This window comes from Phycisphaera sp. (assembly GCA_025916675.1).
GTDB lineage: Bacteria > Planctomycetota > Phycisphaerae > Phycisphaerales > UBA1924 > JAHCJI01.
Map to the genome: position 1 here is coordinate 1,714,976 of CP098402.1, position 24,372 is coordinate 1,739,347.

General features: G+C 66.0%; 20 protein-coding genes. 16 read left to right on the plus strand and 4 right to left on the minus strand.

What is annotated here, in order from left to right:
* The first annotated feature begins 134 nt into the window (after positions 1-134).
* From NCW75_07405 to NCW75_07415, 3 genes are read left to right on the plus strand one after another with little or no spacing between them, the layout of a single operon-like run.
* Positions 135-794 carry a riboflavin synthase gene (locus NCW75_07405; protein ID UYV14108.1) on the plus strand — a complete coding sequence of 220 codons (660 nt, stop codon included), beginning with the start codon at positions 135-137 and terminating at the stop codon, positions 792-794.
* Positions 791-1,294 (plus strand): crossover junction endodeoxyribonuclease RuvC, encoded by a 504-nt coding sequence (locus NCW75_07410; protein UYV14109.1) that lies wholly within the window; start codon positions 791-793, stop codon positions 1,292-1,294. Before NCW75_07405 ends, NCW75_07410 begins: the two co-directional genes overlap by 4 nt.
* Before the next feature lie 6 nt (positions 1,295-1,300).
* Positions 1,301-2,764: a sigma-54 dependent transcriptional regulator gene (locus tag NCW75_07415; protein ID UYV14110.1), complete on the plus strand. Its 1,464-nt coding sequence runs from the start codon at positions 1,301-1,303 to the stop codon at positions 2,762-2,764.
* Here the strand turns inward: NCW75_07415 and NCW75_07420 are convergent.
* Positions 2,761-3,375, minus strand: coding sequence for an XRE family transcriptional regulator (locus NCW75_07420; protein UYV14111.1), 615 nt, complete (start codon positions 3,373-3,375; stop codon positions 2,761-2,763). The two genes, NCW75_07415 and NCW75_07420, sit on opposite strands and share 4 nt — an antisense overlap.
* A 699-nt stretch (positions 3,376-4,074) precedes the next feature.
* On the opposite strand from NCW75_07420, the gene NCW75_07425 reads away from it, so the two are divergent.
* Positions 4,075-4,341 (plus strand): hypothetical protein, encoded by a 267-nt coding sequence (locus NCW75_07425; protein UYV14112.1) that lies wholly within the window; start codon positions 4,075-4,077, stop codon positions 4,339-4,341.
* 54 nt (positions 4,342-4,395) lie between these two features.
* Here NCW75_07425 and NCW75_07430 read toward each other — a convergent pair whose 3' ends face one another.
* Positions 4,396-7,284: a phosphoribosylformylglycinamidine synthase subunit PurS gene (locus NCW75_07430; protein UYV14113.1), complete on the minus strand. Its 2,889-nt coding sequence runs from the start codon at positions 7,282-7,284 to the stop codon at positions 4,396-4,398.
* A 314-nt stretch (positions 7,285-7,598) separates the two neighbouring features.
* On the opposite strand from NCW75_07430, the gene NCW75_07435 reads away from it, so the two are divergent.
* The 11 genes from NCW75_07435 (at position 7,599) to NCW75_07485 (ending at position 18,616) form a co-directional block, all read left to right on the plus strand.
* Complete coding sequence (locus NCW75_07435) at positions 7,599-8,267, plus strand: hypothetical protein (protein UYV14114.1); 669 nt, start codon at positions 7,599-7,601, stop codon at positions 8,265-8,267.
* Positions 8,268-8,325: 58 nt separating this feature from the next.
* Positions 8,326-8,784: a ribonuclease HI gene (rnhA, locus tag NCW75_07440; protein UYV14115.1), complete on the plus strand. Its 459-nt coding sequence runs from the start codon at positions 8,326-8,328 to the stop codon at positions 8,782-8,784.
* A gap of 134 nt (positions 8,785-8,918) precedes the next feature.
* Positions 8,919-10,016: a PilT/PilU family type 4a pilus ATPase gene (locus NCW75_07445; protein ID UYV14116.1), complete on the plus strand. Its 1,098-nt coding sequence runs from the start codon at positions 8,919-8,921 to the stop codon at positions 10,014-10,016.
* Between the two features lie 63 nt (positions 10,017-10,079).
* On the plus strand, positions 10,080-11,306 hold the full coding sequence (locus NCW75_07450; protein UYV14117.1) for a type II secretion system F family protein: 1,227 nt from the start codon (positions 10,080-10,082) through the stop codon (positions 11,304-11,306).
* 71 nt (positions 11,307-11,377) lie between these two features.
* On the plus strand, positions 11,378-12,070 hold the full coding sequence (locus NCW75_07455; protein UYV14118.1) for a prepilin-type N-terminal cleavage/methylation domain-containing protein: 693 nt from the start codon (positions 11,378-11,380) through the stop codon (positions 12,068-12,070).
* Positions 12,071-12,097: 27 nt separating this feature from the next.
* On the plus strand, positions 12,098-15,007 hold the full coding sequence (locus NCW75_07460) for a hypothetical protein (protein ID UYV14119.1): 2,910 nt from the start codon (positions 12,098-12,100) through the stop codon (positions 15,005-15,007).
* The gene (locus tag NCW75_07465) at positions 15,004-15,645 is read left to right on the plus strand and encodes a prepilin-type N-terminal cleavage/methylation domain-containing protein (protein UYV14120.1); all 642 of its coding nucleotides are present in this window, start codon (positions 15,004-15,006) and stop codon (positions 15,643-15,645) included. The genes NCW75_07460 and NCW75_07465 overlap by 4 nt, the downstream gene beginning before the upstream one ends.
* An 80-nt stretch (positions 15,646-15,725) precedes the next feature.
* Complete coding sequence (gene dnaX / locus NCW75_07470) at positions 15,726-16,862, plus strand: DNA polymerase III subunit gamma/tau (GenBank protein UYV14121.1); 1,137 nt, start codon at positions 15,726-15,728, stop codon at positions 16,860-16,862.
* 285 nt (positions 16,863-17,147) lie between these two features.
* A complete protein-coding gene (locus tag NCW75_07475; protein ID UYV14122.1) occupies positions 17,148-17,507 on the plus strand; it encodes a hypothetical protein in 360 nt (119 codons plus the stop codon).
* 24 nt (positions 17,508-17,531) lie between these two features.
* Positions 17,532-17,921 carry a YbaB/EbfC family nucleoid-associated protein gene (locus NCW75_07480; GenBank protein UYV14123.1) on the plus strand — a complete coding sequence of 130 codons (390 nt, stop codon included), beginning with the start codon at positions 17,532-17,534 and terminating at the stop codon, positions 17,919-17,921.
* Entirely contained in the window at positions 17,918-18,616 is a 699-nt protein-coding gene (locus tag NCW75_07485; GenBank protein UYV14124.1) for a hypothetical protein, read from the plus strand. Before NCW75_07480 ends, NCW75_07485 begins: the two co-directional genes overlap by 4 nt.
* Here the strand turns inward: NCW75_07485 and NCW75_07490 are convergent, their stop codons facing one another.
* Entirely contained in the window at positions 18,617-22,840 is a 4,224-nt protein-coding gene (locus NCW75_07490; protein UYV14125.1) for a hypothetical protein, read from the minus strand.
* Between the two features lie 78 nt (positions 22,841-22,918).
* Positions 22,919-23,731 (minus strand): hypothetical protein, encoded by an 813-nt coding sequence (locus NCW75_07495; GenBank protein UYV14126.1) that lies wholly within the window; start codon positions 23,729-23,731, stop codon positions 22,919-22,921.
* A 188-nt stretch (positions 23,732-23,919) separates the two neighbouring features.
* Here NCW75_07495 and NCW75_07500 point away from each other — a divergent pair, with 188 nt between their 5' ends.
* Positions 23,920-24,363, plus strand: a complete 444-nt coding sequence (locus NCW75_07500) for a PilZ domain-containing protein (GenBank protein UYV14127.1) — start codon at positions 23,920-23,922, stop codon at positions 24,361-24,363.
* The last annotated feature ends 9 nt before the right edge of the window (positions 24,364-24,372 follow it).

A 24,372-nucleotide genomic window follows, 5' to 3' on the forward strand; every position in this document is an offset into this window, starting at 1 on the left:
TCCGGCCCCCGCGGCAGGGGGTCAAGGGCCCAGTGGGCCCCTTCGGCCGCTTCGGCCGCTTCGCCGCAAGTTACCCGGCTTTCGTCAGCCGGACCCCAGCGGTTTCGCAGGCCCATCGAAAGGCTCGGCACCCCATGTACACCGGTCTCATCCACAGCGTTGGCCAAATCTCGCAATCCTCGCCGAACGACGCCGGCCGACGCCTCGTTGTTGCCGCCCCGCAGGCCCTGCTCACCAACCCCGGGCCCACACCGGGCGAATCCATCAACATCGACGGCTGCTGCCTCAGCCTCGTCGACTGCCAGCCCGGCCCCGATGGCCTGGCACTCTCCTTCGACGCCACCCACCAGACCCTGGCTAACACGACCCTGGGCACCCTCGAACCGGGCACCCCCGTCCACCTCGAACGCTCCTGCACCCCCACCACCCTCCTGGGCGGCCATCTGGTGCAGGGCCACGTCGACGGCGTCGCGACCATCGCCGCAGTGGTCCAGAAGCCCCAATGGCGCATCCGCATCTCGCCGCCAGTCCACCTGATGCCCAACATCACGCCTCGCGGTTCCATCTGCGTCGCCGGCGTCTCGCTCACTATCGCCGAGCTCTCCGTCCCCGAGAACTGGTTCGAGGTCGCCCTCATCCCCGACACCCTCGCCCGCACCACATTGGGCACCCTCGAGCCCGGCGACGGCGTGAACCTCGAGTGCGACTGCATGGTCAAGGCCCTCATCCACTGGCAAACCCACTACGCGGATCGTGCGGACACCAGCCCGATCCAGCCGAAAGCCTCCCCATGAGAGTCCTCGGCCTCGATCCCGGCCTCCGCCTCACCGGATACGCCTGCGTCGCCATGCGCGACGGCCGAGACGCCCTCGACGAGGCCGGCGTCCTCCGCCTGAAGCGCGGCGACGCCACCCCCAACGGCCTGGCCATCCGCCTGGTCGAGCTCGAAGCCGACCTGCGAGACCTCATCGAGCGCCTCAGCCCCGATGCCGCCTGCGTCGAGGCCGTCTTCGCCCACAAGGCCTTCCCCGCCACCGCCATCAGCATGGGCCACGCCCGGGGTGTCATCCTGCTGACCGCCAAACGCGCCGGCCTGCCAATCCTCGAACTCGCCCCCGCCGTCGTCAAACGCTCCATGACCGGCTACGGCCGAGCAACGAAGGACCAGATGCGCCTCGCCGTCCAGGCCCGCTACAACCTGCCCGCTCCGCCAACCCCCGCCGACGTCGCCGACGCCATCGCCATCGCCGCCGGTGGCCTCCTGCGACACGCCCAGGCCGCCCCACTACCCTGACGCCCAATGGCTACCGCCGAGAACAACCCGGAAACCACCACCCCGGCAGCCCAGGTCCTTATCGTCGAGGACGAGCCCGACCACGCCGAAACCATGGCCGAGGCCCTCCGCAAGCCCGGCCACGTCTGCACCATCGTCGGCTCGGTCCAGCACGCCATGGACGAACTCAAGGGCGGCGCCTTCGACGTCGTTGTCACCGACCTTCGCATGCCAACCTCCGCCGGCCAGCCCGCGCACGAAGGGGAGACCGTTTCCTCAGGCGGCGGCGATGCCGGCCTCCTCGTCCTCCGCGCCGCCCGGGCCCTCCAGCCAGACGCCGAGACCGTCATGGTCACCGCCCACGGCGACGTCTCAACAGCCCGCAACGCCTTCAAGGAGGGCGCCTACGACTTCATCGAGAAGCCCCTCGACCTGGCCATCTTCCGCAGCCTCATCAACCGAGCCGCCGAGGCCGTCCTCCTCCGCCAGGAGTCCGGCTCGCTCGGCGACCTCGTCCAGCACGACGGCTTCGAGGGCCTCATCGCCGGCAGCGAGCCCATGCGCCGCATCATCAAGACCGTCCGCACCGTCGCCCCATCCAACATCGCCGTTCTCATCACCGGAGAGAGCGGCACCGGCAAGGAACTCATCGCCAGCGCCGTCCACGCCAACAGCCCGCGCAGCTCCAAACGCTTCGTCGCTTTCAACTGCGCGGGCCAGAGCGAGAGCCTCCTCGAAGACCAGCTCTTCGGCCACGTCCGCGGCGCCTTCACCGGGGCCGAAAAAGACCGCGAGGGCGTCTTCGAGTACGCCCACAACGGCACCCTCTTCCTCGACGAGATCGGCGACATGCCCCTGAGCATGCAGGCCAAGCTCCTGCGCGTTCTCGAAACCGGCGAGGTCGTCCGCCTGGGCAGCAACGACCCCCGCAAGACCGACGCCCGCTTCGTCAGCGCCACCAACAAGGATCTGCGCAAGATGATCGCCGAGGGCACCTTCCGCGAGGACCTCTACTTCCGCATCAACGGTGCCTCGGTCCACGTCCCGCCCCTGCGCGAGCGCCGCGAGGACATCCCCCGCATCGCCCAGCACGCCGCCGCCCGCTTCGCCGACGAGATGAAGCAGCCCACACCCGAGATCACCGACGCCGCCCTCATGCGCCTGACCGCCTACGACTGGCCCGGCAACGTCCGCCAGCTCCTCAACGTCATCCAGAACATGGTCGTCACCGCCATCGGCGAAGCCGCCGACGACGCGTCCCCACGCCTCGAAACCCGCCACATCCCCCCCGAAGTCCGCGCGGGCGAGGACGAGGGCGAAGCCGGCGCCGCCTCGGGCACCCTGGCCGGCACCAGCCTCGAACAGATCGAAAAGCGAGCCATCCGCGAAACTCTCCGCCTCACCGGCGGCAACCGCGAACAAGCCGCCAAGCTCCTGGGCATCGGCGAACGCACCCTCTACCGCAAGCTCCGCGAGTACGGTTTGCGCTAGCTCTTCGCGGCCTTGGCCATCTCGCGCCGCGGGATATGCGTCACATACAAAATCTTCGCCGCCTTCTTCCCCAGGTTAATCGTCGAGTGCTCCAAGTCAGCCCGATACGTCGCCGCGTCCCCCGTCTTCAACTCGATCGGCTGGTCACCCACCAGCAGCCGCACGTGCCCGTCCAGCACATACGCCGTCTCGAAACTCCCCGGCGGGTGCGGCGGGAAGCCCTCGCAATCGCTGCCCACCGGATACGTGTAGTGCAGCACCTCCACGCCGTGCTTCACCATCTCGCGGCTCAGGATCCGCCGCTCCATCTTGTTCTCAGGATCGACCAGCACCCGCTGGTCCTTGGCACGGTCGATGGTCATCACCGGGCGGTCTTCCAGGTCCAGTAAGTCCGAGATGCCGCAGCCCAGCCCAAGGGCGATTTGCCCCAGCAGCCGGATCGTCGGGTTCTTCCGGTCGGCCTCCACGTCGCACAGCATGCCCTTGCTCACGCCGCTGCGGCGGGCCAGTTCGGCCTGCGTCAGGCCCTGCTGCTCCCGCTTGGCCCGGATCGACCCACCGATCTCCGACGCCGCCGGCTCGACCGGCTCTGCCTGTATTTTTTGTGCCATGGAACAATTCTCTATTGCGAACGCTTGACAGACGATAGTATGATTGTTACACTATAGAGAACTGTAGATGCCCGTTTCTAGGCAATCTAGTCAAGGAGCGTTCACCATGAAGAACATCATCGCAGCCCCCGCCAGCACCGCCTACAGCCTCAACGTCGCCACCCGCTGGGCCATTAGCGGCCTCGCCATCGCCGTCGTCGTGATGGCAATGCTGGCCATCACCGCTTGAGCCCGCACGAGCCAGGCGCTAACCCTTCTCCAGCCCCGGCCATTCGCCGGGGCTTTTTCTTTGCGCGTTTTTATTCGCCCCACTGGATTGACCCGCTCGAATTCGCCGATAGCGTTCGCCCTTAGAGAATCACCCGCTGGCCATCAGGAATGGCCCGGGTAGAAAGGGGAGCGACGATGATCACGACCAACCTGAATTCCATGGTGCTCGGTCTCTCGACGCTTATCCCCTGCGATCCGCGTCAAGACGCGTAGCACCGCGCCGGCTCGTCCGGCCCCACGCCACATCCCCCATCGCCGCCCGGGCGCGCCACAACGCGCCATGAGCGTGCTGCACTGCCGTCGCCGCGTCTGACGCCGCGTCGGCATCCACCAAATCCGATCCAGGCTCTTGCTCCGCGCATGGTGCGCGGTGCAACGGCCGCCATACCACCGCCGGCGTACGCGCCCGCGGTTTCCAGGAGTACAGCCATGCTGTCGTTGCAACGCGTCGCCGAGAACCCTTCGTCCGTCCTCTCCGTGCTCGGCACGGCGCTGGGCGTGTTCTCGATCACCAAGGGGCTGTGGAAGCTCGTTCGTTTCGTGGGTCTATTCAGGCTGTTCAAACGGTTCATGCTCGCCGCCAACGCTCGGCTAGGCATCGTGGGACAGCCGGGCGTGCTCACCGAGCGCGAACGCCGGATCATCGAAGGCCGCACCAGCGCCTCCGAACGCTCCAGCGGCCCCATGATCTTCTAGAAACCATGAGCATCCCAACGAAGCCCGGGCGCAAGCCCGGGCTCTCTCATGCGCTCACCAGTCCAAGGGCGCACGCCACGCGCGCGCCATTTCCTCGACATCCAGCGACGAGCCATCGACTTGCAGCATGCCAGACTCATCCAGCACCGCAATCGCCTCGCACGACACCCCATCCAGCAACGCCGACAACCGCTCGACCTCACCCGCGGCCACCTCAAGCAGGTACCGGCAGGGCAGTTCCTCGAACGGATCGAGCCCGCCAAGCCCGTGCACTCCAGCGCCAATCGGCGACTGGGGCTTGCTACCGGCGATCAGCATCTCGGCCAGCGCCACCAGCACGCCACCATCACTCACGTCGTGCGCGCTGCGCACCATGCCCTGCTCGATGGCCCGCGCCACGCCCGCCGCCGCCTTGGGGCCGTGCGCGAGCTTCTGCCAGTCGGCCGAGCCGTCGACCAGCACGATCGTGTTGCCCGGTTGCTTCGCATCACTCGTCACGCATTTTTCGATATCGTGCACGATACCCAGCCCCGTGATCAGCAGCGTGGGCGGGATGCGGATGGTCGTGCCGTCGTCGGTGCGGAACTGGTTGTTGAGCGAGTCCTTGCCGCTCACAAATGGCGTGCGGTAGGCCTTGGCCCCGTCGTAGCAGCCGATCGCCGCGCGCACCAGGTGACCCAGGCTCTCGGCGTCCTTCACGCCCGGCCAGCAGAAGTTGTCGAGGATGGCGATGCGGCTGGGGTCGGCCCCCACGCACACCAGATTGCGCACGCACTCGTCGATGGCGGCGAGCGCCATGAGGTACGGATCGCCGCCGATGGCCGGATCGCCCACGCGCGTCTGCAACCCGCACCCGATCGCCACGCCGCGCCCCGTGCCGGGCACCGGCTCGATCACCGACGCATCGCCCGGCCCCCTGCTCGCGCCATCCTCGGCGGGCGGGCCAACCAGCGGCTTGAGCACCGTGTTGCCCTGCACCTCGTGGTCGTATTGCCGCACGATCCAGTGCTTGCTGGCGATCGACGGATGCGCGAGCAGCTTCAGCAGCGCGTCACCAACGTTGGGATCGCTACTGGGCTTGGCCTTGGGCTGCATTGGCGACCAGGTAGCCGGCAGGGTCTCGCGCGGGATGCCGCCGTGGACGAATTCCATCGCGAGGCGGCCGACCTCGTTGTCGCCGTAGCGCAGGATCAGTTCGGCGTCGGGCGTGCCGAAGTGGCCGAGGTTGGCCAGTTCGACGCCTTCCTCGTCGCAGATTGCTTGCAGTGCCGCGAGATTCTTCTCGGGCACGGCCATCACCATGCGTTCCTGGGCCTCGCTGATCCAGATCTCGGTGTAGGTCAGGCCGGCGTACTTGAGGGGGGCCTGATCGAGCTGGACGTCGGCCCCGAGCTTCTCGCCCATCTCGCCGATGGCGCTGCTGAAGCCGCCCGCGCCGCAGTCGGTGATGGCGCTGAAGAGCGGGCGATTGCCCTCGTCGCGCGCGCGGAGGATGGCGTCGAGTACCTTCTTCTCCTCGATCGGGTTGCCGATCTGGACGGCGTGGCTGAACTCGTCAGCGTGGGTGTCGCTCAATTCCGCACTGGAGAAGGTCGCGCCGTGGATGCCGTCCCTCCCCGTGCGCCCACCCAGCGCGATGATGCGGTCGCCCGGCTGGGCATCGCCGTCGATCTTGTCTCGCGGGATCAGGCCGATGCTGCCGGCGAAGACCAGCGGGTTGCCGATGTATCGCGGGTCGAATTCGACCGCGCCGTTGAGCGTGGGGATGCCCATGCGGTTGCCGTAGTCGCGCACGCCGGCGACGACCTCGCGGAGCACACGCTTGGGGTGGATGCAGCCCGCAGGGACGTCGGTGGTGTCGGGCGGTGCAACACAGAAGACGTCGGTGTTGGCGATGGGCTTGGCGGCCAGGCCGGTGCCGATGATGTCGCGGATGCAGCCGCCGATGCCGGTAGCGGCACCGCCGTAGGGCTCGAGCGCGCTCGGGTGGTTGTGGGTCTCGACCTTGATGCACACGCCGTAGTCGTCGTCGAAGGCGACCACGCCCGAGTTGTCGTGGAAGATCGAGAGCGTCCAGTCGATGCCGTCGGCGATGAGTTCGTGCGTGGCGGCGGCGACGGTGTTCTTGAGGAGGTTGGCGATGGTGATCGAGCCGTCGGCGTGGATGGTGACTCCGGGCCGGTTTTCCCATCGCAGAGGGTCCGCGTGCTCACGCACGCGGCTCGGATCGGAGGGGGATTCGGCGCGGTAGTGGTAGTCGCTCTTGAGGGTCTTGTGGACGCAGTGCTCGCTCCAGGTCTGAGCAAGGGTCTCGAGCTCGATATCGGTGGGCTCGCGGCCGAGGGTCTGGTAGTGCTGCTGGATGGCGCACATCTCGCCCAGGCTCAGGAAGAGGTGCCCCTCGCGGCTCAGGCGTTCGAGGCCTGCGTCGTCGAGGCTTGCGATCTCGACGGTGATGGGCTTGAACTGGTAGGGCGTACCGTGGGGCAGGGCGTTGGGGTGGAAGGGCTGGTCGTGGAGGGCCTGGACCACGGGGTTGAAGAGCAGGCGGGCGGCCAGGGCCTTGGCGTCTTCGGCTGCCAGGCCCTCGAGGTCGTAGCGGGTGCCGGTGGAGGCCTGGACCTGGACGCCGAGCAGCTCGGCGATGGCTTCTTCGACGGACTGGGCGGCGGGGTCCATGACGCCGGGGAGGGGGTGGACTTCCAGCGTAACGCCGGTATGCCCGTTCTCGTTGGCCAGGGACTCGGTGACTGGGTTGACCAGGAGGGCCCTGGCGATGGCGTCGCGCTGCTGATCGGTGAGATCGCCCTCGAGCAGGTAAACCTTGGCGGTGCGGGCGGCCTGGAGCGTGTAGCCAAGGGCGGCGGCCTCCCGCATGAGGCGGGTGGCCTTGGGGTCTCCGGCGTCGCGCTTGGGCCTGACTTCGAGGCGGTGTATTGGCATAGGGGCGATGGTATGGCTCGGGGTGCCGGATCGCCGGGAGAGGGCGGCTTCTCGTGCGACCAGTCGGGCGTTCGGCTTGGGGGGCGTGGGCGTGCGGCTGGAGTGCTTCATGGGAGCAGATTACGACGGCGGCCCGGGGCATCAAGCGGATTCGCTCGGAGCGCCGGATTGTTGCGCGCGGCAGCGGCGATACGAAGCAGATTCCTCAGGGGACACCGATGAGTCGAGCTTCATGAAGCGGCTCTTCATGCGATGGATGGGTTTCACATCGTGCGCTACAACTCGTGCTCACCACAGGAGGTTTACACATGAACATGCTCGGACGAATCGCAGGACTTACCGTGTGCGCGGCGGCCGCTTCCAGCATTGCCGACCCATTGACCGGGTTGCGCGTGCTAGAGGGTGGCGACTACTTCATCGTGGATGACGGCATGCGCGAGGGAGCACCGGCGTTCGACTCGCAGAGCGGGGATTGGACCCGCGTGCCGGGGTATCTGATGGGCGGCGACTACATCCGCACCGATGCGGACGACAAGGACGACGACGATATCGAGCTCGTCGCGACGGTGCGCGGACCGGCGACGATCTATGTGCTTCACACGGATCAGGCGAGTGTCCCTGGGTGGTTGCTGGCCGACTATGTGGATACCGGAGACAACCTGGTGCTCGACGAGGGCGACGACGACTGGACGTACTCAATTTATCGGATGGACTTGATGACTTCGGGGGAGACGAGTGTCTCATTCTTTGAGAACACGACCGGCGACCTAGATGACGACCTGATGTACGGCGTGGTCGCGGTTGCGGCCGCGGCACCATGCCGGCCTGACATCGACGGCGACGGCGAGCTGACGTTGTTCGATTTTCTGGCGTTTCAGAACCTATTCGACACTCGGAGCCCCGAGGCCGACTTCGACGGGGACGGCGAGTTGACGCTCTTCGACTTCCTCGCCTTCCAGAACGCCTTCGACGCTGGCTGCTAATCCAGCTCGGCTGGCCATCGTCCATCCACCGGCTGCGTCCACGCGGTTAGGATGGGCGATGGCCGAAGATTCCTTGCCGTTGGTTGAGTTGTACACGGATGGGGCGTGCTCTGGGAACCCCGGGCCCGGGGGGTGGGCGTACATCCTGAAGCATCCGGGGTCGGGCTCGGAGAAGGAAGCCAACGGCGGGGAGAAGCCCACGACCAATAACCGGATGGAGCTGATGGCGGTGATCCGGGGGCTGGAAGCGTTGGGCAGGCCGACGCGGGTGGAGCTGTACTCGGACTCGCAGTATGTGCTCAAGGGGCTCAAGGAGTGGATGGCGGCGTGGAAGAAGCGCGGCTGGAAGACGGCCAGCAAGCAGCCGGTGAAGAACCAGGATCTGTGGATGCGGCTGGATGAGTTGATGGGCGAGCACACGCTGAGCTTCCACTGGGTGCGAGGGCACAACGACCACCCCGAGAACGAGCGGGCCGACCGGTTAGCGGTCGCGGCGAGGGACGAGGCGGGGCGATAACAGCTTGAATCGGGACATGATGGGACTTTGTGAGAGGGGAGCGCCGTTACAACCGGCGTTTCTTGCCGTGCCTAGGGGCGTGGTTGCGACAGTGGTGCGCGGATCGCGACGATGGTGAGCGTTGGAGGCCTGCGATGGACGCGGGCTCCAGGGCGCCCGACGAGGGGGATTTGCGCGTGAACCTGCACGACGTACTCAAGGTGGCTCACAAGGCCAACGCTTCGGACATCCACCTCGTTTCCGGGCAGCCGCCCGTGATGCGCGTGAACCAGGTGATGACGCCAATGGACTTCCCGGTGATCTCGCAGGAGTCCGGGCGGGCGATCCTGGAAGAGATGGCCCCGCCCGAGGCCGTGACGACGTTCGACCGACAGAAGGACTCGGACTTCTCGTACGAGGTCGATGGGCTGAGCCGCTACCGCGTGAACGCCCACTTGCAGCGCGGCCAGGTCGGGCTGTGCTTGCGTGCCATCAAGACCAAGGTGCCGCCGCTGAGCGCGCTGACGCTCCCGGAAGTGATCGCCCGGCTGACCTATCTGCCTCGCGGGCTTGTGCTGGTGACCGGGGATACTGGTTCTGGCAAGTCGACAACGCTGGCGGCGATGATCCAGGCGATGAACGAGCGGTATCGCAAGCACATCATCACGCTCGAGGATCCGGTGGAATACACCTTCGAGAGCGACCACTGCCTCATCGAGCAGCGCGAGCTCGGCCTCGACATGCCGACGTTCTCGAGCGGCCTGAAGCACGCCTTGCGTCAGGACCCAGACATCGTGCTGGTGGGCGAGATGCGTGACCTTGAGACGACGGCACTGGCTATTAGTGCGGCCGAGACGGGCCACTTGGTGCTCAGCACGTTGCACACGGTGAACGCGAGCCAGACGGTGGAGCGCATCATCGATATGTACCCGGCCGGGCAGCAGAACCAGATCCGCTCGATGCTTGCCAACACGCTGCAGGCGGTGGTGAGCCAGACGCTGTTCAGCCGGATCGATGAGCCGGGCATGGTGCCGGCGGTGGAGACGCTGCTGTGCACGCCAGCGGTTCGGAACCTGATTCGTGAGAACCGGACGTTCGAGATCCCCAACGTGATCGAGACGAACCGTGCGATCGGGATGTCGAGCCTGGATGCTTCGATCGCCGAGCTGTACTTCAACGGGATTATCTCCAAGGAAGACGCCGTCGCACAGGCGGCCTTCCCGGACAAGCTGGAACGCCAACTCGTTGCCTGATCTGGGTCTTGCCTGATTCGTTGGGTGCTAGGGGGCATGATGCCCCGAGGGATGTGAGCCGTCATGCCGAACTATCGCTACCAGGTCAAGGGCCCCGGCGGGCAGATCCAGGTCGGCGTGCTGTCGGCCGATACCGTGCAGACCGCCGCCACGGTGCTGCGCAATCAGGGATTGCACATCCTTGCGGTAAACCCGGTGGGCGGGGGTGCCCAGCGGAAAGCCATCATGGCCAAGCTGGCCGACCTGAACTCGGGCAAGCCCAACCAGAAGCACGTGCTCGAGTTCACGACGCAACTTGCGGTCATGGTTCGTGCGGGCATCAACCTGCGTGCATCTCTCGAGGGCATCGAGGACCAGACCCAGCACCGCGGCTTCCGCAAGGTCATCAACCAGCTCCGGACGGACGTGGAGAGCGGCAAGAGCTTCTCGGAAGCGCTCGCCCGGCACCCGAAGCTCTTCGGGCCGCTTTATGTGAACATGGTCCGGGCTTCGGAGATGGCCGGCTCGTTCAGCCAGATGCTCGATCGCATCGCGGGCTACATCGGCCAGCAGATCGAGACCCGAAAGATGGTCGTTGGGGCGTCGATCTACCCCGGCATTATCGGAACGATGGCCGTCGCCGTGACGGTGTTCCTGCTGACGTTCGTTCTTCCCAAGTTCAAGGCGGTGTTCGAGGGCAAGGAAGACGCGCTGCCCGCGTCGACCAAGTTCCTGATGGGCCTCAGCGAGTTCTTGCAGGTCCAGTGGCCTTATCTGGTCGCGGGCCTGTTCGGTCTGGGCGTTGCGGGCTTCCTGGCCATCAAGACCGAGCCCGGCGGCCTGCTGGTCGACCGCATGAAGCTGACGCTCCCGGTGTTCAAGAACATGTTCCGCTCGCTGTACATCAGCCGCAGCCTGCACACCAAGGGGCAGCTCATCAACGCGGGCGTGCCGATGCTGGACACGCTGGCGATCACCGGCGACATCTCTGGCAACCGCCTGTACAAGGCGATGTGGCGCAACGTGTACATGTCGGTGAAGCAGGGTAAGAAGATCAGCCTGCCGCTGAGCAAGACCACCCTGCTGCCCCGGGCCGTCGTGCAGATGATTTCTGCCGGTGAGGAATCGGGTAAGCTCGGTGAGGTGCTCGACGAGGTCTCGGTCTATTACGCGAAGCAGCTCAAGGACCAGATCAAGGCCGTGACGAGCCTGATCGAGCCGATCATGATCATTGTTATGGGCGGCATCGTCGGCTTCATCGCTATGGCCATCATCCTGCCCATCTTCCGGATGAGCCAGATCGTGAACTGATCGGGCCTTTGGAATGGAAGGTTGACCTTGGAGGGGGCCCGCGGGCCCCACCCTTGTATTGGAGGTGTCTCGTGGTTCGTGGCCTCAGCCAACCCGGTCGGAGTCTCCGTCGCCGTCGCGCTCGTGGCTTCACGCTCATCGAGACGGCCCTGGCCACGGTAATCATCGGTGTTGGTGTCGTCGCCATCGTCGAGGCGCACCAGGCCTTCATGCGCAGCAACCAGTGGTCGACGCACGCGGCGACGGCCACCTTCCTGGGCGGGGAGATCCGTGAGTACACGTTAGCCTTGCCCCGGCACGATCCGGTGACCGGGCTTCGCATCGTTGGTGGTGACGTCGAGGGCTGGGGCCCCGAACCCGGCGAAACGCTGGTTGAGGACTTCGACGACCTGGACGACTTCGATGGCCTGAGCTTCGCCTTCAATGGCACGCCGGGCTTCGCTGATGATGATGACCTGCCCGGGCCGCTCGACGCGTTTGGCCTGGTCATTCCCGAAATCTTCGCCGACGGCTCGGTCATGCTCGACCCCGACGGCAACCCGGTCCCCATGCAGGGCTGGACGCAGACGGTGCGGGTGGTGAAGGTCCACCCGACCGACCCGACGCTCGAACTCACGCCCGATTTCGTCGAGGCACCGGTTGGTGCTTCGGCGGGCATCGCCATCGATGAGTTCCCGCTGAAGGTCGAAGTGACCGTGACCTACGAGGGGCCGTTCGTAACCGCGCCGGTGGAAGTCACCCGTGTGGTGTGGATCGTGCCCTGAATGGGATCACGCCGGAAGGAAGTAATGATGAAGCCAACCCGAACGACCGCCCGCTCAGGACGCCGACGCCTCGGCCCGCGCCGCCGTGGTGTGGTGTCGGTGTTGTCGATGATGTTCCTGATCCTGTTTGGGTCTCTGGCCGCGGCGATGGCCGTCGTGAGCCAGGGCAACCTGAGGACCGCCGCAGCGCACCTGCACGTGAGCCGAGCGATGAGTTCCGCCGAGACGGGATTGTCCATCGCCGAGGGACGCCTGGATGAGGCCGTGACCCGCTTCGTGATCGACCGCGGCCGGATCGACCAGACCCTGGGCGAGCAGATGTGGATCGGGGCCATTCCGGCCGACGTAGACACGGTTGTGCGTGCGTTGCCCAGCGGTGACGTGCCCACGGGTGTCGCGAACGGTTTGGCGATCATCCACGATGACGATCAGAACACGGTGAACATCGACGGGATCGTGGCTCCGATCTTGGGAGCGGCTCCTATCGACGTAGACCTTACCCTGTTCGCCGAGGACAACTGGCTGTACACGCCCGCGGTTGGCCTTGTACCGCAGGACCCTGACGCGGACCCGCGTGGACAGGCATACCAGATTACCTATGCCCCGCTGGCCAATGGCACGGATATCCGCATCATCGTGACGGGCTTCGACTTCGACCACATGCGCGGCGGTGTGCCACTGACGCGGACGATCAGCAAAGACTTCCGCATGGCCAAACGTGTGGAGCACACGGTGATCTCGCCCAACAAGATTATGATCGGCAAGAACGTCATGATCGATGGCGACTTAGGCTCGACCTTTACCGACATGACCTACAACTTCGGTGACCCGATGCTGATGCGTTCGGACTTCCGCCACTTGCACCCCGATCTGGACGAGAAGCTCGATGCGCTGAACGTGAACATCTCGCGGTGGGACATCGACAACGACAACCGGATGCGCGTGGGGCACCCCGACGAGGGCCAGGGCGCGGGCCTTGATCTGGACGGGGATGGCACCGCCGACGAGAGCGCGCTGGATGTCAACAACGACGGGTACATCGATGAGTTCGATCTGTTCTTGAAGTTCTACGACACCAACGGCGATGGCCGTGTGGCGCTCTCCGACGCATTGCGTGCTGGTACGCCTGGCGAGTTTGCCACCGCGGAATTCATCGATGGCTCGGGGCGATCGGTCGACGATTCGCTCGCGCTGCTGATTGACAGCGCGAAGCCCGACCGCAACCGCAACGGCGTGCATGGATTCGTGGACATCAACGGCGATGGTGTCTGGCAGCCCGGCGATGAGCCGCTGCAAGACGTCGACCCGTACTCGGGTTTGTTCGCGGATCAGGTGTTGGGCTATCGCGATGGGTTCATCGATGGCCGCGACTTGTACCGCAAGGTCGATGGCACGCTTTCCTTCCGTGCGAACCGGAGCGACTGGGAGAGCTTCCAGGGACCGGTCGAGGAGCGGCTGCAGGGCCCGATCGATCCGGACGAGGACGCGGCGATGACCTTCGGCGCCACCGAAGACAGCCTGCCCGAGCTGACGACCGACCGGTTTACCAAGGCCAAGGATCAGATCATCGTGGGCACAGCCAACGGTGATCCGTTCTTACTCCAGGCAGCGCAAAACCTTGGCCTGGGCACAATCGCCGAACTCTTGGTGTATGTGGAGACCGGTACCGACCCGGACGCACCCCAGTTCCATCGTCTTGATCCCGACCTGGATGGTGATGGTCGGCCGGATAACTGGGCCACGGCGTATTTCGAGAAGTCGCCGTTTAATAGCCCGAACTTCACCGACTGGTACTACCGCCCCGTGTTTATCAACATGACGTTCAAGGACGCCGTGCTGGATCCGGGATTGAACGCGCTATTCATCAACTGCACGTTCGTGGGCATCACGTATGTCCGGACCGAATCGAACAATGAGCATCTGAACTGGGAACTATACGGCAAGATGAGCTACGACAGCGGCTTGGGACGCCCGCAGCCCGATGCGCCACGCGTGGCGGTGCTCGACCCGACCGAGTACCCCGATGATGTGCTGCCGGCCACGGCCTTGCCCCCGGCGCAGGGGTTCTTCATCCCGCAGAACCCGTTCACGCAAGCGCTGGACAAAGCGGACTTCCTGAAGAACTCGCGCCCGGTGAACTTCGACGACCTGCTCGAACCGATCGTGATCGGCGGCCGCCGGGTGACCGACACCAAGCTGATCTCCAACAACATCCGCTTCCACGACTGCATGTTCATCGGCTCGATCGTTTCGGACACGCCCTTGCAGTACACACCCACGCGGAACAAGCTGCAATACACGGGCGCGACTCGCTTCTTGCGCGAGCACCCGGATCCCGACAAGCAATCGGACGAGCGGTATCGCCCCGATAGTGACGATGAGGAATTGATCGACCTGTCCAGCATGATGCTGCCGGGGTATTCGGTCGACCTGGGCACGTTCAACAGCCCGCCCACGCAGGACGTGCAGCTCGGCGGCGTGATTGTGGCGGGCGTCATGGACATCCGCGGGAACGCGTCGATCGATGGCGCTCTGCTGATGACGTTCAAGCCCCAGCCGGGCGTCGCGCCGCTGGTCGATCAGTTTGGCGTGCCCGTGGGTAACCCCGCGATGTTCAACACGACGCTTGGGTACTTCGGGCCCGACGACGGTGATTCGGAATCTCTGGACCCGTCGACGCTACCCGAAGCGATGGCGGTCGATCCGGTGACCGGCGAGCTGCGCATGCAGAAGATCGTGGGCTACGACACCGACGGTGACGGCCTGGCCGACGTGGCACACGACCAGACCCCACCTGATGGTGCCGTTCCGGTGCCGTTTTATGGGTACGGCCGTGTGTACCTGAAGTTTAACCCGGACATGACGCTGCCCGACGGCATCATGCTGCCCGTGCAGCTCCAGTTGCAGCGCGGCTCGTACCAGGAGGGTCGCCCGTGAAGCATCGCACTCGTTCGCCTCGACAATTGCATGCCGCTGCCGCTGGCGGCTTCAGCCTGATTGAGATGATGGTGGCCCTGGCGATTAGCGCCGCGCTGCTGACGGCCTCACTCGCGGCGCTCGATACCAGCTTTAAGAGCTACCAGCAGACGAGCGAAACCGCCTCGACGCACGTCGTGACGCGCATCGTGACGCATCGTGTGCTCACGATGATCCGGACGGGTCGCGAGTTTGCGCCCTATCCCATCGACGTGCTCGATCAGACGCAGAACCCGATGTTCACCAACACCATCGAGTTCCTGTCGGCCGAGGACGAGGCGACGAACTTCCGTGAGGTGACCCGGATCTTTGCCGAGCTCGATCCCGATGCGACCGATGGCTCGCAGCGCCTGATGCTCACGCTCGACGAGTTTACCGATGGTATCCTGACGTCGAGCGAGACGAGGCCGCTGCTGCGCGGCGTGCTGGACGCCACGTTCACGCTCGAATACGACATTGGCCCCCAGCTGCGCCGGGCGACGATGGACCTGACCGTTGAGGCCAGCGACATCGGCGACGCCGGGCTGGACACGAACTGGGACACGCCCAGCCTGCGGCTGGTGGCGAGCGCGTCTCCGCGGCGGCTCAGGGATCGATAGGGACCACGCGAGCGGCTCGAAATTGGCCCGGGTTCCGCCCGGGCCTTTTTGTGTCATGGCAATGCTCCTACCCTGCCCGCATGGCCTACACCGCCCTCGCCCGCCGCTATCGGAGTCAGGATTTTGAGACCGTCGTGGGTCAGGAGGCGGTCGCGCGCACCCTGGCCAAGGCGATCGAGCAGGGGCGTGTGGGGCACGCGTACCTGTTCTGCGGCACGCGGGGGGTGGGCAAGACCTCGATGGCCCGGATCTTTGCCAAGGCCCTGGCCGGGGGCACAGAGGACACCGACGCCGCCATCATGGCCGGGCAGGACAGCGACGTCATCGAGATCGACGCGGCAAGCAACCGGGGCGTTGACAACGCGCGGGAGTTGATCGCCAACGCGGGGTACATGCCGCTGCGGGGCAAGCTCAAGGTCTACATCATCGACGAGGTCCACATGCTGACCAAGGAGGCGTTCAACACCCTCCTGAAGACGATGGAAGAGCCGCCCGACCACGTCAAGTTCATCCTGTGCACGACCGAGGCGAACAAGGTTCCCCCCACCATCCAGAGCCGGTGCCAGCGGTTCGACTTCCGGATGATCTCGGCCAACCGCATCGCCGACCACCTGCGAGAAGTCAGCGAGAAGGAGGGCGTGCAGGCGGACGATGACCTGTTGGCCGCCGTGGCACGTCTGGGCGCGGGATCAATGCGCGATGCGCTCAGCCTCCTCGATCGGCTGATGGCGGCTGGGGACAAGAAACTCACCCTGGCACGGCTGGAAGAGTTGCTGGGCTTGCCCGATCGTGAATTGATTGGCAAGGTGATCGATGCGATCGCGTCGAGTGATACTCGGCAGGCTCTGGAGGCCGGGGACGAGTTGCTCGGTCTGGGCATCGGACCCGAACTGGCGCTCGAGACGCTGGCGAATCGGCTCCGGGATCTGATGATTCTCGGTGTGTGTGGCCCGGAAACAACGCTTGTTGAGTTGTCCGATGCCGCCAGGCAGAGCGAGACCCAACGGGCGGGCAACTTCGATGCCCCAGCGCTCTCGCACATGATCGCGCTCTGCGAGACCGCCCAGCGGGTGTGCCGGGAGAGCCCGGCACCACGAGCGATGTTCGATGCGGCGCTGGTGCGGCTGGCGATGGCCGAACGATTCGCCGACCTGACGGCCCTTGCCTCGGGCGGTGGTGCAAGCCGGGTCCCGGAGATGTCGCGGGGAAAAGCCTGAGGCCGGCGGCCGCTCCACCAAGCCCCCCGCTGGCACCCCAACCAACACCGCCCGCAACTCGATCTGCCCCTGCCTCTACCCCTATTGAGGTCGAGCCCAAGCCGCAGCCACGCCCGCAACCCGATCCCGAATCGGTGCCCACGGGCCCGGCCTTGCATGACCATGCCCTTGTTCGCAAGGCCCGGGAGCTGTTTGCGCCCGAGGAATCGCGGGGTCCGGACGGGGTCTAACCTCTGCAACATCGGTGTTTCGTTCACGTCTCGCTTGTACCCGCGGAGCCCTCCCATGACCCAGAAAAAATCCGGCCTGATCAAGAACATCGTCCTCCTGCTGGTTGTCGTCGCGTGCGGCCTCGGCGCGTGGTACTTCATCAGCCAGAAGGGCAGCGGCGCGATGAACGAGGCCGACATCCAGGAGTGGTTCGACCACGGCGAGATGGCGTCGGAGGGACTCGATCTCGAGGGCGTCAAGACCAAGCTGAACCACGATTCTCCCCAGGACATGGGCGAAGGGCGGTACCGGTTCGACATGTCGCACGTGAGCTCGAAGAACACGCTGGTGGTCGAGGTTGTCGTCCGCGGCGGTCGGGCGGTCTCGCACAATATCGTGGAGCCAGCCCGCGCGTACGCCGACGGTAGCCCGTAAGGCGGTTGTCACGGGAGGCCACGGATGTTTGATCAGATGCGCGCGCTCGGCGCCATCACGAGCCTGATGAAGGATCGCCAGAAGCTGACCGACGCCGCCGCGCGCGTGAAGGATCGGTTGGATTCGGCGCGCGTGCAGGGCACGGCCGGCGAGGGCGCGATCGTCGTGACGATGAGCGGCGCGATGAAGGTCGTGAGCGTCCACATCGAGCCGGCGATGGCCTCGGCGTTCTCTGCCGATGAGGCGAGCCGGCTACTGGCCCAGGACCTGATCGCGCAGGCGACCAACGACGCGATGGCCAAGGCCCAGGCCGTCGCACGAGAGACGATCGCCGAAGAAGCCAAAGAGCTCGGGCTTCCCGAGGAGCTGAGCTCGCAGCTCGGCGGGCCGTTCTCGTCGGCCCTGGGGCTGTGAGCGTTTCGCTCGTTCCACTGCGGGCCCCGCTGCGGATTGAAGTATGTGGTTCGCGGCCCGCGCTCGATCCACGCGTTGAACTCGAATGGGCGAAGGCCTGCGCGGGCAACCCGCGCTTGTTCGACGGGGAGATCCTGGCGGTCGACTCGATCGACGCTTCGGCTGGGGTGATTCACGCCTCGCCCGATCGCTTCGCCCATGTCGTGTGCCCGAGGCCGGAACGTCCGACCGAGATCCTGAGCGTGACGGGCGTGATCGAGTCGACGCGTGACGGCGAGCCTTGCGTGCTGCTCGCCCGACGCGGCACCTCGACGCGGAGCTACCCGGGAATGTGGGAGTTTGCCCCTGCCGGTGGTTTGCATGTGCCCGAGTCGCCGTCGGTGCTTGACCTTAACGGCGTGATGCGCACGCTTCGCGCCGAGCTTGCGGAGGAGGTTGGTGTCACGAGCCCGTTGCAAGATGCTCGGGTGGTGGCGTCGGTCGTCGATCGGGCCGCGCGCAGCGTTGACATCATCGTGCGTGCAACGATTGGGGGGCCTGCACCGGCGCTGTCGAGCGCCGGCGAGCACGCCTGGGAGTGCGCAGAGGCGCGGTGGGTTGCCGTTGAGCGAGTCCCGGGCTTTCTTGGATCTGCCCCGGGTGGGGTGATCGAGCCGACGCTGGCCGTCGCTCGGTTTCTTGATTGGGCTCGATAATCAGCCCCCACCACCGGGCTGCTCGCGCTTGCGGGGGATGCTCAGGAGGTCCTGGAGCGATTCGCCCGGGCGCAAGATCGGGCCGAGCAGTTTGCTCCCTCGGCGTTCGATGAGCACCCGCGGGGCCGGGCGGATGCTGGGACTGTTGAGCTGGCCGCTCACCCGCCACGGAACCGTCGTCGCTGATCCGAAGCCGGGAACCGAGCGACCAATTGCGCTTCCCAGGCCGGTGTTGAACCTGCCCGCTGCCTCGTCGGATAGTGCGGCCATTGGGATCCACACGAGGACGTCCATGGAGTTGGCCGGCAGGTCGACCGAGCCCTCGGAATGCAGCGTGAGGTCACCGATCGGCAGGTCAAATGGCTCGTAGTTGATCACCCCATCGACCATGGTGATGTGGATCGGGTCGACCCGCCGGCCGAGCGAGCCCTTGTCGCGTTGGCCGGTGGCTTTCAGCACACTCGCGAGCACGCTGCTGGTCTTGAACCGAGCCGTGCCAAGCGAGATGGTCATCTTCCCCTGGCCCTTGACCCAATCACCATTGGTCGGGATCGAGAGCCCCTCGGTGCGAATAACCGCCGGCCCATCTTCGGGCCGCTTCTCGACGCGGAGCAGCTCGGGGATGATCTGGCTGAAGCGCTCGGCGATCTCGGGCTTCACCTCGTGGACGGTGAGCAGGGTCTGCGATTCGGGCATCGAGATCACGTGGTTGGCCAGCCGTCCGTAGCCCGACGCGTCGGCACGTGGCCCGCGCACGCTGAAGCGGAGGTCGGCCTGGGGTGGTTGGCCGGGGATCAGCTTCCCATGCTGGATCTCCGCGTCAAGATCGACGACTTCGCCCAGGCTGTCGGCGAGCAGGCCATCGGTGTTCGACATCGCGTCGGCCAAGGCCACGGGCACATCATCGCCCTTCAGTGTGCCACGGACCTCGGCGGTTTCAAGGCTCAGCCGGCCTTGCACGTCGGTGGGCTTGTTGATCAGCCCGTTCAGTTCGAGCGAGCCGCCTCCGGCCGTCGCCGCCCGGCTGGTCACGCTGTAGGTGCTCTGCCCGACACGCCGCACGCGGCCCGTGACGGCGTCGAGCTCGATGCTCGGGCGGTCCTTGATGGCGATAGTCGCCCCCTGGCCGTTCACGGACGCATCGATGGACACGAGGGTGGGGTCGAGCAGCGCGACCTCACCGGCGAGCGGGTTGCCAACCGCGAGACGCTCCAGCGTGATCTCGAACGGCTCCACGGAGGCCACCTGCGCCCCGATCGCCGACTCCAGCCACATCGCGTCGGGCGTCCAGGTCAGCATCACGGGCTTGGCCAGCGTGATCGAGTCGCGCGTGAACTCCGCCTCGATCGGCTGGGCTGTGGCCAGCCGGGGTGTCTGAACGCCAAGCGAGGCGGTCTCGAGCGTCCAAGGCATCGCACCCTCGGGTGTCGCGCGGGCGGAAGCCAGCAACTCCACGCGGCCATCGGCACCAAGTGCCCCCTGGATCGCCGTGGCCGCGCCGCCTCCCAACCCAGCCAGCGCGCCCGAGAGTTCCATGTTCAGTTCGTCGACAACAACCTGCGCCCGAACGGCACCGCGTTCGCCCGATTGCAGCGATGAGGAAAGCGAAGCAATCTGCCCTTGGCCGGGCGATTCGAGTACAGCGTTGAGGGAGCCCCGCACGTTCGAGCCGCCGGCCATGGCGCGGCCAACAGAATTCAGATTGCCCTCGAACGTGGTGAGTGATATGTCGACACGGTCGCGTTGGCCGGATTCGTCGGGTTGGCCCGTAGGCACATCATTGATCCTGATCAGGTCCTGCGAGGTCAGGCGCACGGAGGTGTCGGCAAGACCAGCCGAGAGATCCGCTCCCCCACCGATGGGGAGGGCCGCCGGGCCAAATTCCACCACGATCGATGCTGTGGCGGCCAGCGTCGAACCGTCAAGTTTCAGCAGGGACGCGAGCCCATCCCAGAGTGCTTTGCTCGGCGTGGCACGCAGCGTCGCGTCGCTCATAGAGAAACCGGTGCGCGTCAGACCGAGCCCCTCGGCGTTCAGCTTCGTGTGCTGGGCGTCAACCGCGAGCGTGCCGGCAAGCAATCGGTCTTCGGTTGGTTCTATGAGTTTCAGTCTAGCGTTTGCGCCCGGCCCGATCGCGTCGGCAACCCACTGCTGCAGCGGCCTGCCCGCAAAGTCCATCCCAAACGCACCGGCGAGTTGCGAGGGCGCCGAGAAGTCGACCGTACCGAGGATGGCTGGGGGACGCTCTGGCGTCACGTCGAGCAACGCGCCGAGGCCGGCGGTGTTCAGGTTCGCGTCGAGGGTGGCGACCTTACCGTTGATGGTTGGTTTGGAGGTCAACTCCACGGTGGTCTGGCTGCCGCTCGTGGCGAGGCGCAGCTCCAGAACTTCCACGCCCAGTGTCGGGGCGGTGGGCGAATGCAGCTTGGCACCATCGGCGCGCAGGGTCGCGCGGGCTGTCGCGGCCTTGAGGTCGGGCTTGAAACCTGCCATCGGCAGCCGGAGTTCGGGCACGGTCGCTTGCACGCCCTGGCCGTTTTCCATAAGCCAGCCCTCGGGGAGCCAGGGGGCGGCGATGGCGTTGGGCCGGTCGATGTTGAGCGTAGCGGGCGTGGTGAGCGTGATGGCCTCGCTGGTCCACGTCGCGCCAGCGACAGCCTGCACATGCGGTGCGTTGATGTTGAGGACGAGGTCGGCGGCCCCTGCCGCCCCGCGTGCCCACACGAGCGTGGCGTCGATGTTGGGGCCCACGATGCGGGGCACGTCCAGGCCCATCGCATCGAGCGTCGCGAGCCAGGGCTTGGCGGCAAGGGTCGGGACTCCGTCGAGCGAGACACTCAGGCTCGGAGCCAGCCGTGCGAATGCGCTCACGCCGGGCGTCTGGTCGCCGGCGGTCATGTCGGGGATCGCGCTGAGGTCGACCGAGGCGTCGATCTTGACTTGGCCATCGGGCTGGCCGCGCACGCCGGCTTTGGCCAGGGCACTGATCACCAATGGAGCACCAGCGTCGACGACAGCCGAGGCTTCGAGGGTGTTCATGCGAACCTCGACCGGCTGGCCATCGGGCCCGGGCACGGTCAGCAGGGTTCGGCCGGCCTGCACACGCATCGTCGCTTCGGCTTGTTGGAGCTTGGGCGTGTTTCCCTCCATCGGCACGCTCAGGCGTTCGAGGTTCAGGGTGAGCCGGCCCGCTTGGGTGACCTTGACGCCTTCGCCTGGCATCACGCGCTGGCGGATCACGTCTTCGGCCAGGAATGCCGCGGTGTCGATCTCGACCGTGCCGGGCGATTCGAGCCGGACCGCGCCATCGCGGGTTTCGAGCGCGAGGTTGGCGTTGACCGTCTGCGAGTTGATCTTGACCCGGGCCTCGGTGGGCATGGCCGAGGCCAGCGTCGCGTCGAGTTCGAGCCCCAAGCCTCCGCGCGCGGCCACGGTCGCCGCGCGGGCGACGGTGTCGTCGCCGCTTAATGCGCCAAGTGCGGCGGCGGCTTCGGGTGTAAGGCTCTTGATCTTGGCCGAAGCGGTGCCCGAAAAGTCTTGAAGGCCGATATCGGTGTTCAGGTCGAACGTGCCGTGCGCGGGGGCTTCTTCGATCTCGCGCCTTGCCTTGGGGTGCTGGGCGGGCATGGTGAGCGAGCCGTTTGCCTTGGCCATGACACGCTGCCCCTCGGCTTCGGCCTCACCCGACAGCCCGGCGATGGCCAGCGTGGGTGATCCGACCCTAGTGACCGAGAGGTCGAGCCCGTCGAAGACCACCCGCGCGAAGGGCAACTCGCCGGCGAAGCCCATGTGCTCGGCATCGTCCAGGGCGTCGGCTTCGGCACCACGCTCGAGGCCGAACGCCCGCTCGATATTCGTGGTGCCGTCTTCGTTGATCTCGACGGTGGCCCATCCATCGACGACGATGTCGCTGTCGACGCGGCCGTCGAGCAACCCGAGCAGGCCGCCGGCCGTGTGGACCGAGACGCTGGCGACGTGTTGGCCTTGCGGGTCGTAGATCGCGGCGCGCCCGACCGAGAGGTCGCCACGCCACGAGAGCGAGACGGCCTCGACCTCGACGCGACCGGGCAGCCCCAGCCGGCTGGCGATCGCTGGAGCTACCGCGCTGGCGATGCTCGGGCCAGCCACGGCGACGACGACGAAGAGAACCACGACGCCCACGGCCAGCGCGATCGCTACGCGGCGGACCCTTCGGAATTTACGACGCACGCGAGCCTCGGGCATCAGGGCTTCCCTCCACGCCAAGCGTAGAGCCGGCACGCGGTGGCCGCGAAGGGCGTGAACTCCCCTTCATACGCTGGTTTATGGCATTTCGGTGCTGGGCTTGGGTCGGTTGGCGAACTTGCAGCGTCGCAGGCCGAGCCAGGCGAAGAGCTCGAAGCCGAGGAAGCCCAACACCATGATGCTAAACCCCGCCGTCGCCAAGACGATTGTCCAGATCTGAGGTGAATCGCCGTTCGGAGAGGGTGCCGGCCAACTGGCTTCGAGTTCGAGCGACCAGACCATCGGCAGCATCATGATCGCACCGATTCCCGACACCAACCAGCCGGCCGCGCCATGACGAACGATGCTGTGGGCCAGTTCGGGGTATACACGCCCGCCGCGCTGCGCACCGAAGATGACCAAGCCGCGCGCTTCGATCCAGGTCAGCCCGGCAAGCACGACGGCGGCGATTGGTGTCAGCACGACGCCCAGGAGCACGCCCAGCGCGAACGCGCCTGGAGCGCTGCCCGGAGTCCACGCGACCGACCCACCGTTGGGCTGCGGCCGCTCGATCTGGAAGACCAGGAGCAGGGCAATGCCCATCAACTGTCCGAAGGGCAGTGCGGCAAGAATCACTAGAGCCCGGAACCTGGGTGGTGTGGCGGCCAGCGTATCCAGCGTCCGTACCGGGTGCCATACCGTCGTCCACGATGTCGCGAGCATGCTTCTGATGCTCGGGTGTTGCTGCCAGGGCGTGCCGGGACGGTTGCTCGGCAGGCTCTTCTCGATCTCTCGCCCACATTCGGGGCACACGCCTTCCTCTGGCAGCCCGTCGACGACATAGCCGCACCGCTCGCACAGCAGCGTGTACTGGTCGTCCCAGGCTGGCTTGCCTTGGTGGCCGTCACCCATCTCTGCGATCGTACAGCGCCCCTCGGTGGTGGGTTCGAGGGGCCGATAGCCGTCGTGCCGCACCGGGAAGTACCCCCAGCGTATGAAAATTCTTTGGAGTTGGCCCGCACAACCCTTCAAGCCCGCCAAACCCTGGCCCGATTACACGAACCAGAGGCTTATCCGACCCCAGACATGGGAGTATCCCGATGCTCGAAACCGTGAATCACGACCGTGGCCCGATCCCCCTCCGCGAGCGGCGGCAGCATCCGCGTTTCAGCGTGCCGCCGATGTACAGCCCGATCGCGGTACGCACGCTCGATAGCGACGAGTTCCGCTTCGAGGGCCACGCCTACGACGTGAGCGAAGGCGGGCTCCAGTTCGAGCTCGATCGGCCGTTCGAGCCCGGCACGCGGCTGGCTTTTCGCATCGAGTTGCCCGGCCCGATGGGCTTTGGTCGTTCGCCCCACGTGGGCCCGGGGCGCGACCTGGGCCCCGGCAGAGCAATCTTCGCGTTCGCCACGGTGGTGTGGATCGACGACGACGAGTTTGGCCCTGCCCGCATGGCGGCGGTGTTCAACATGTTCTGCCGGGCTGGTGACAAGGACCGGCTGAAGCAGGCACTCGCGCAGACGATGGCGCGAGCGGCATAAAACGAGCAC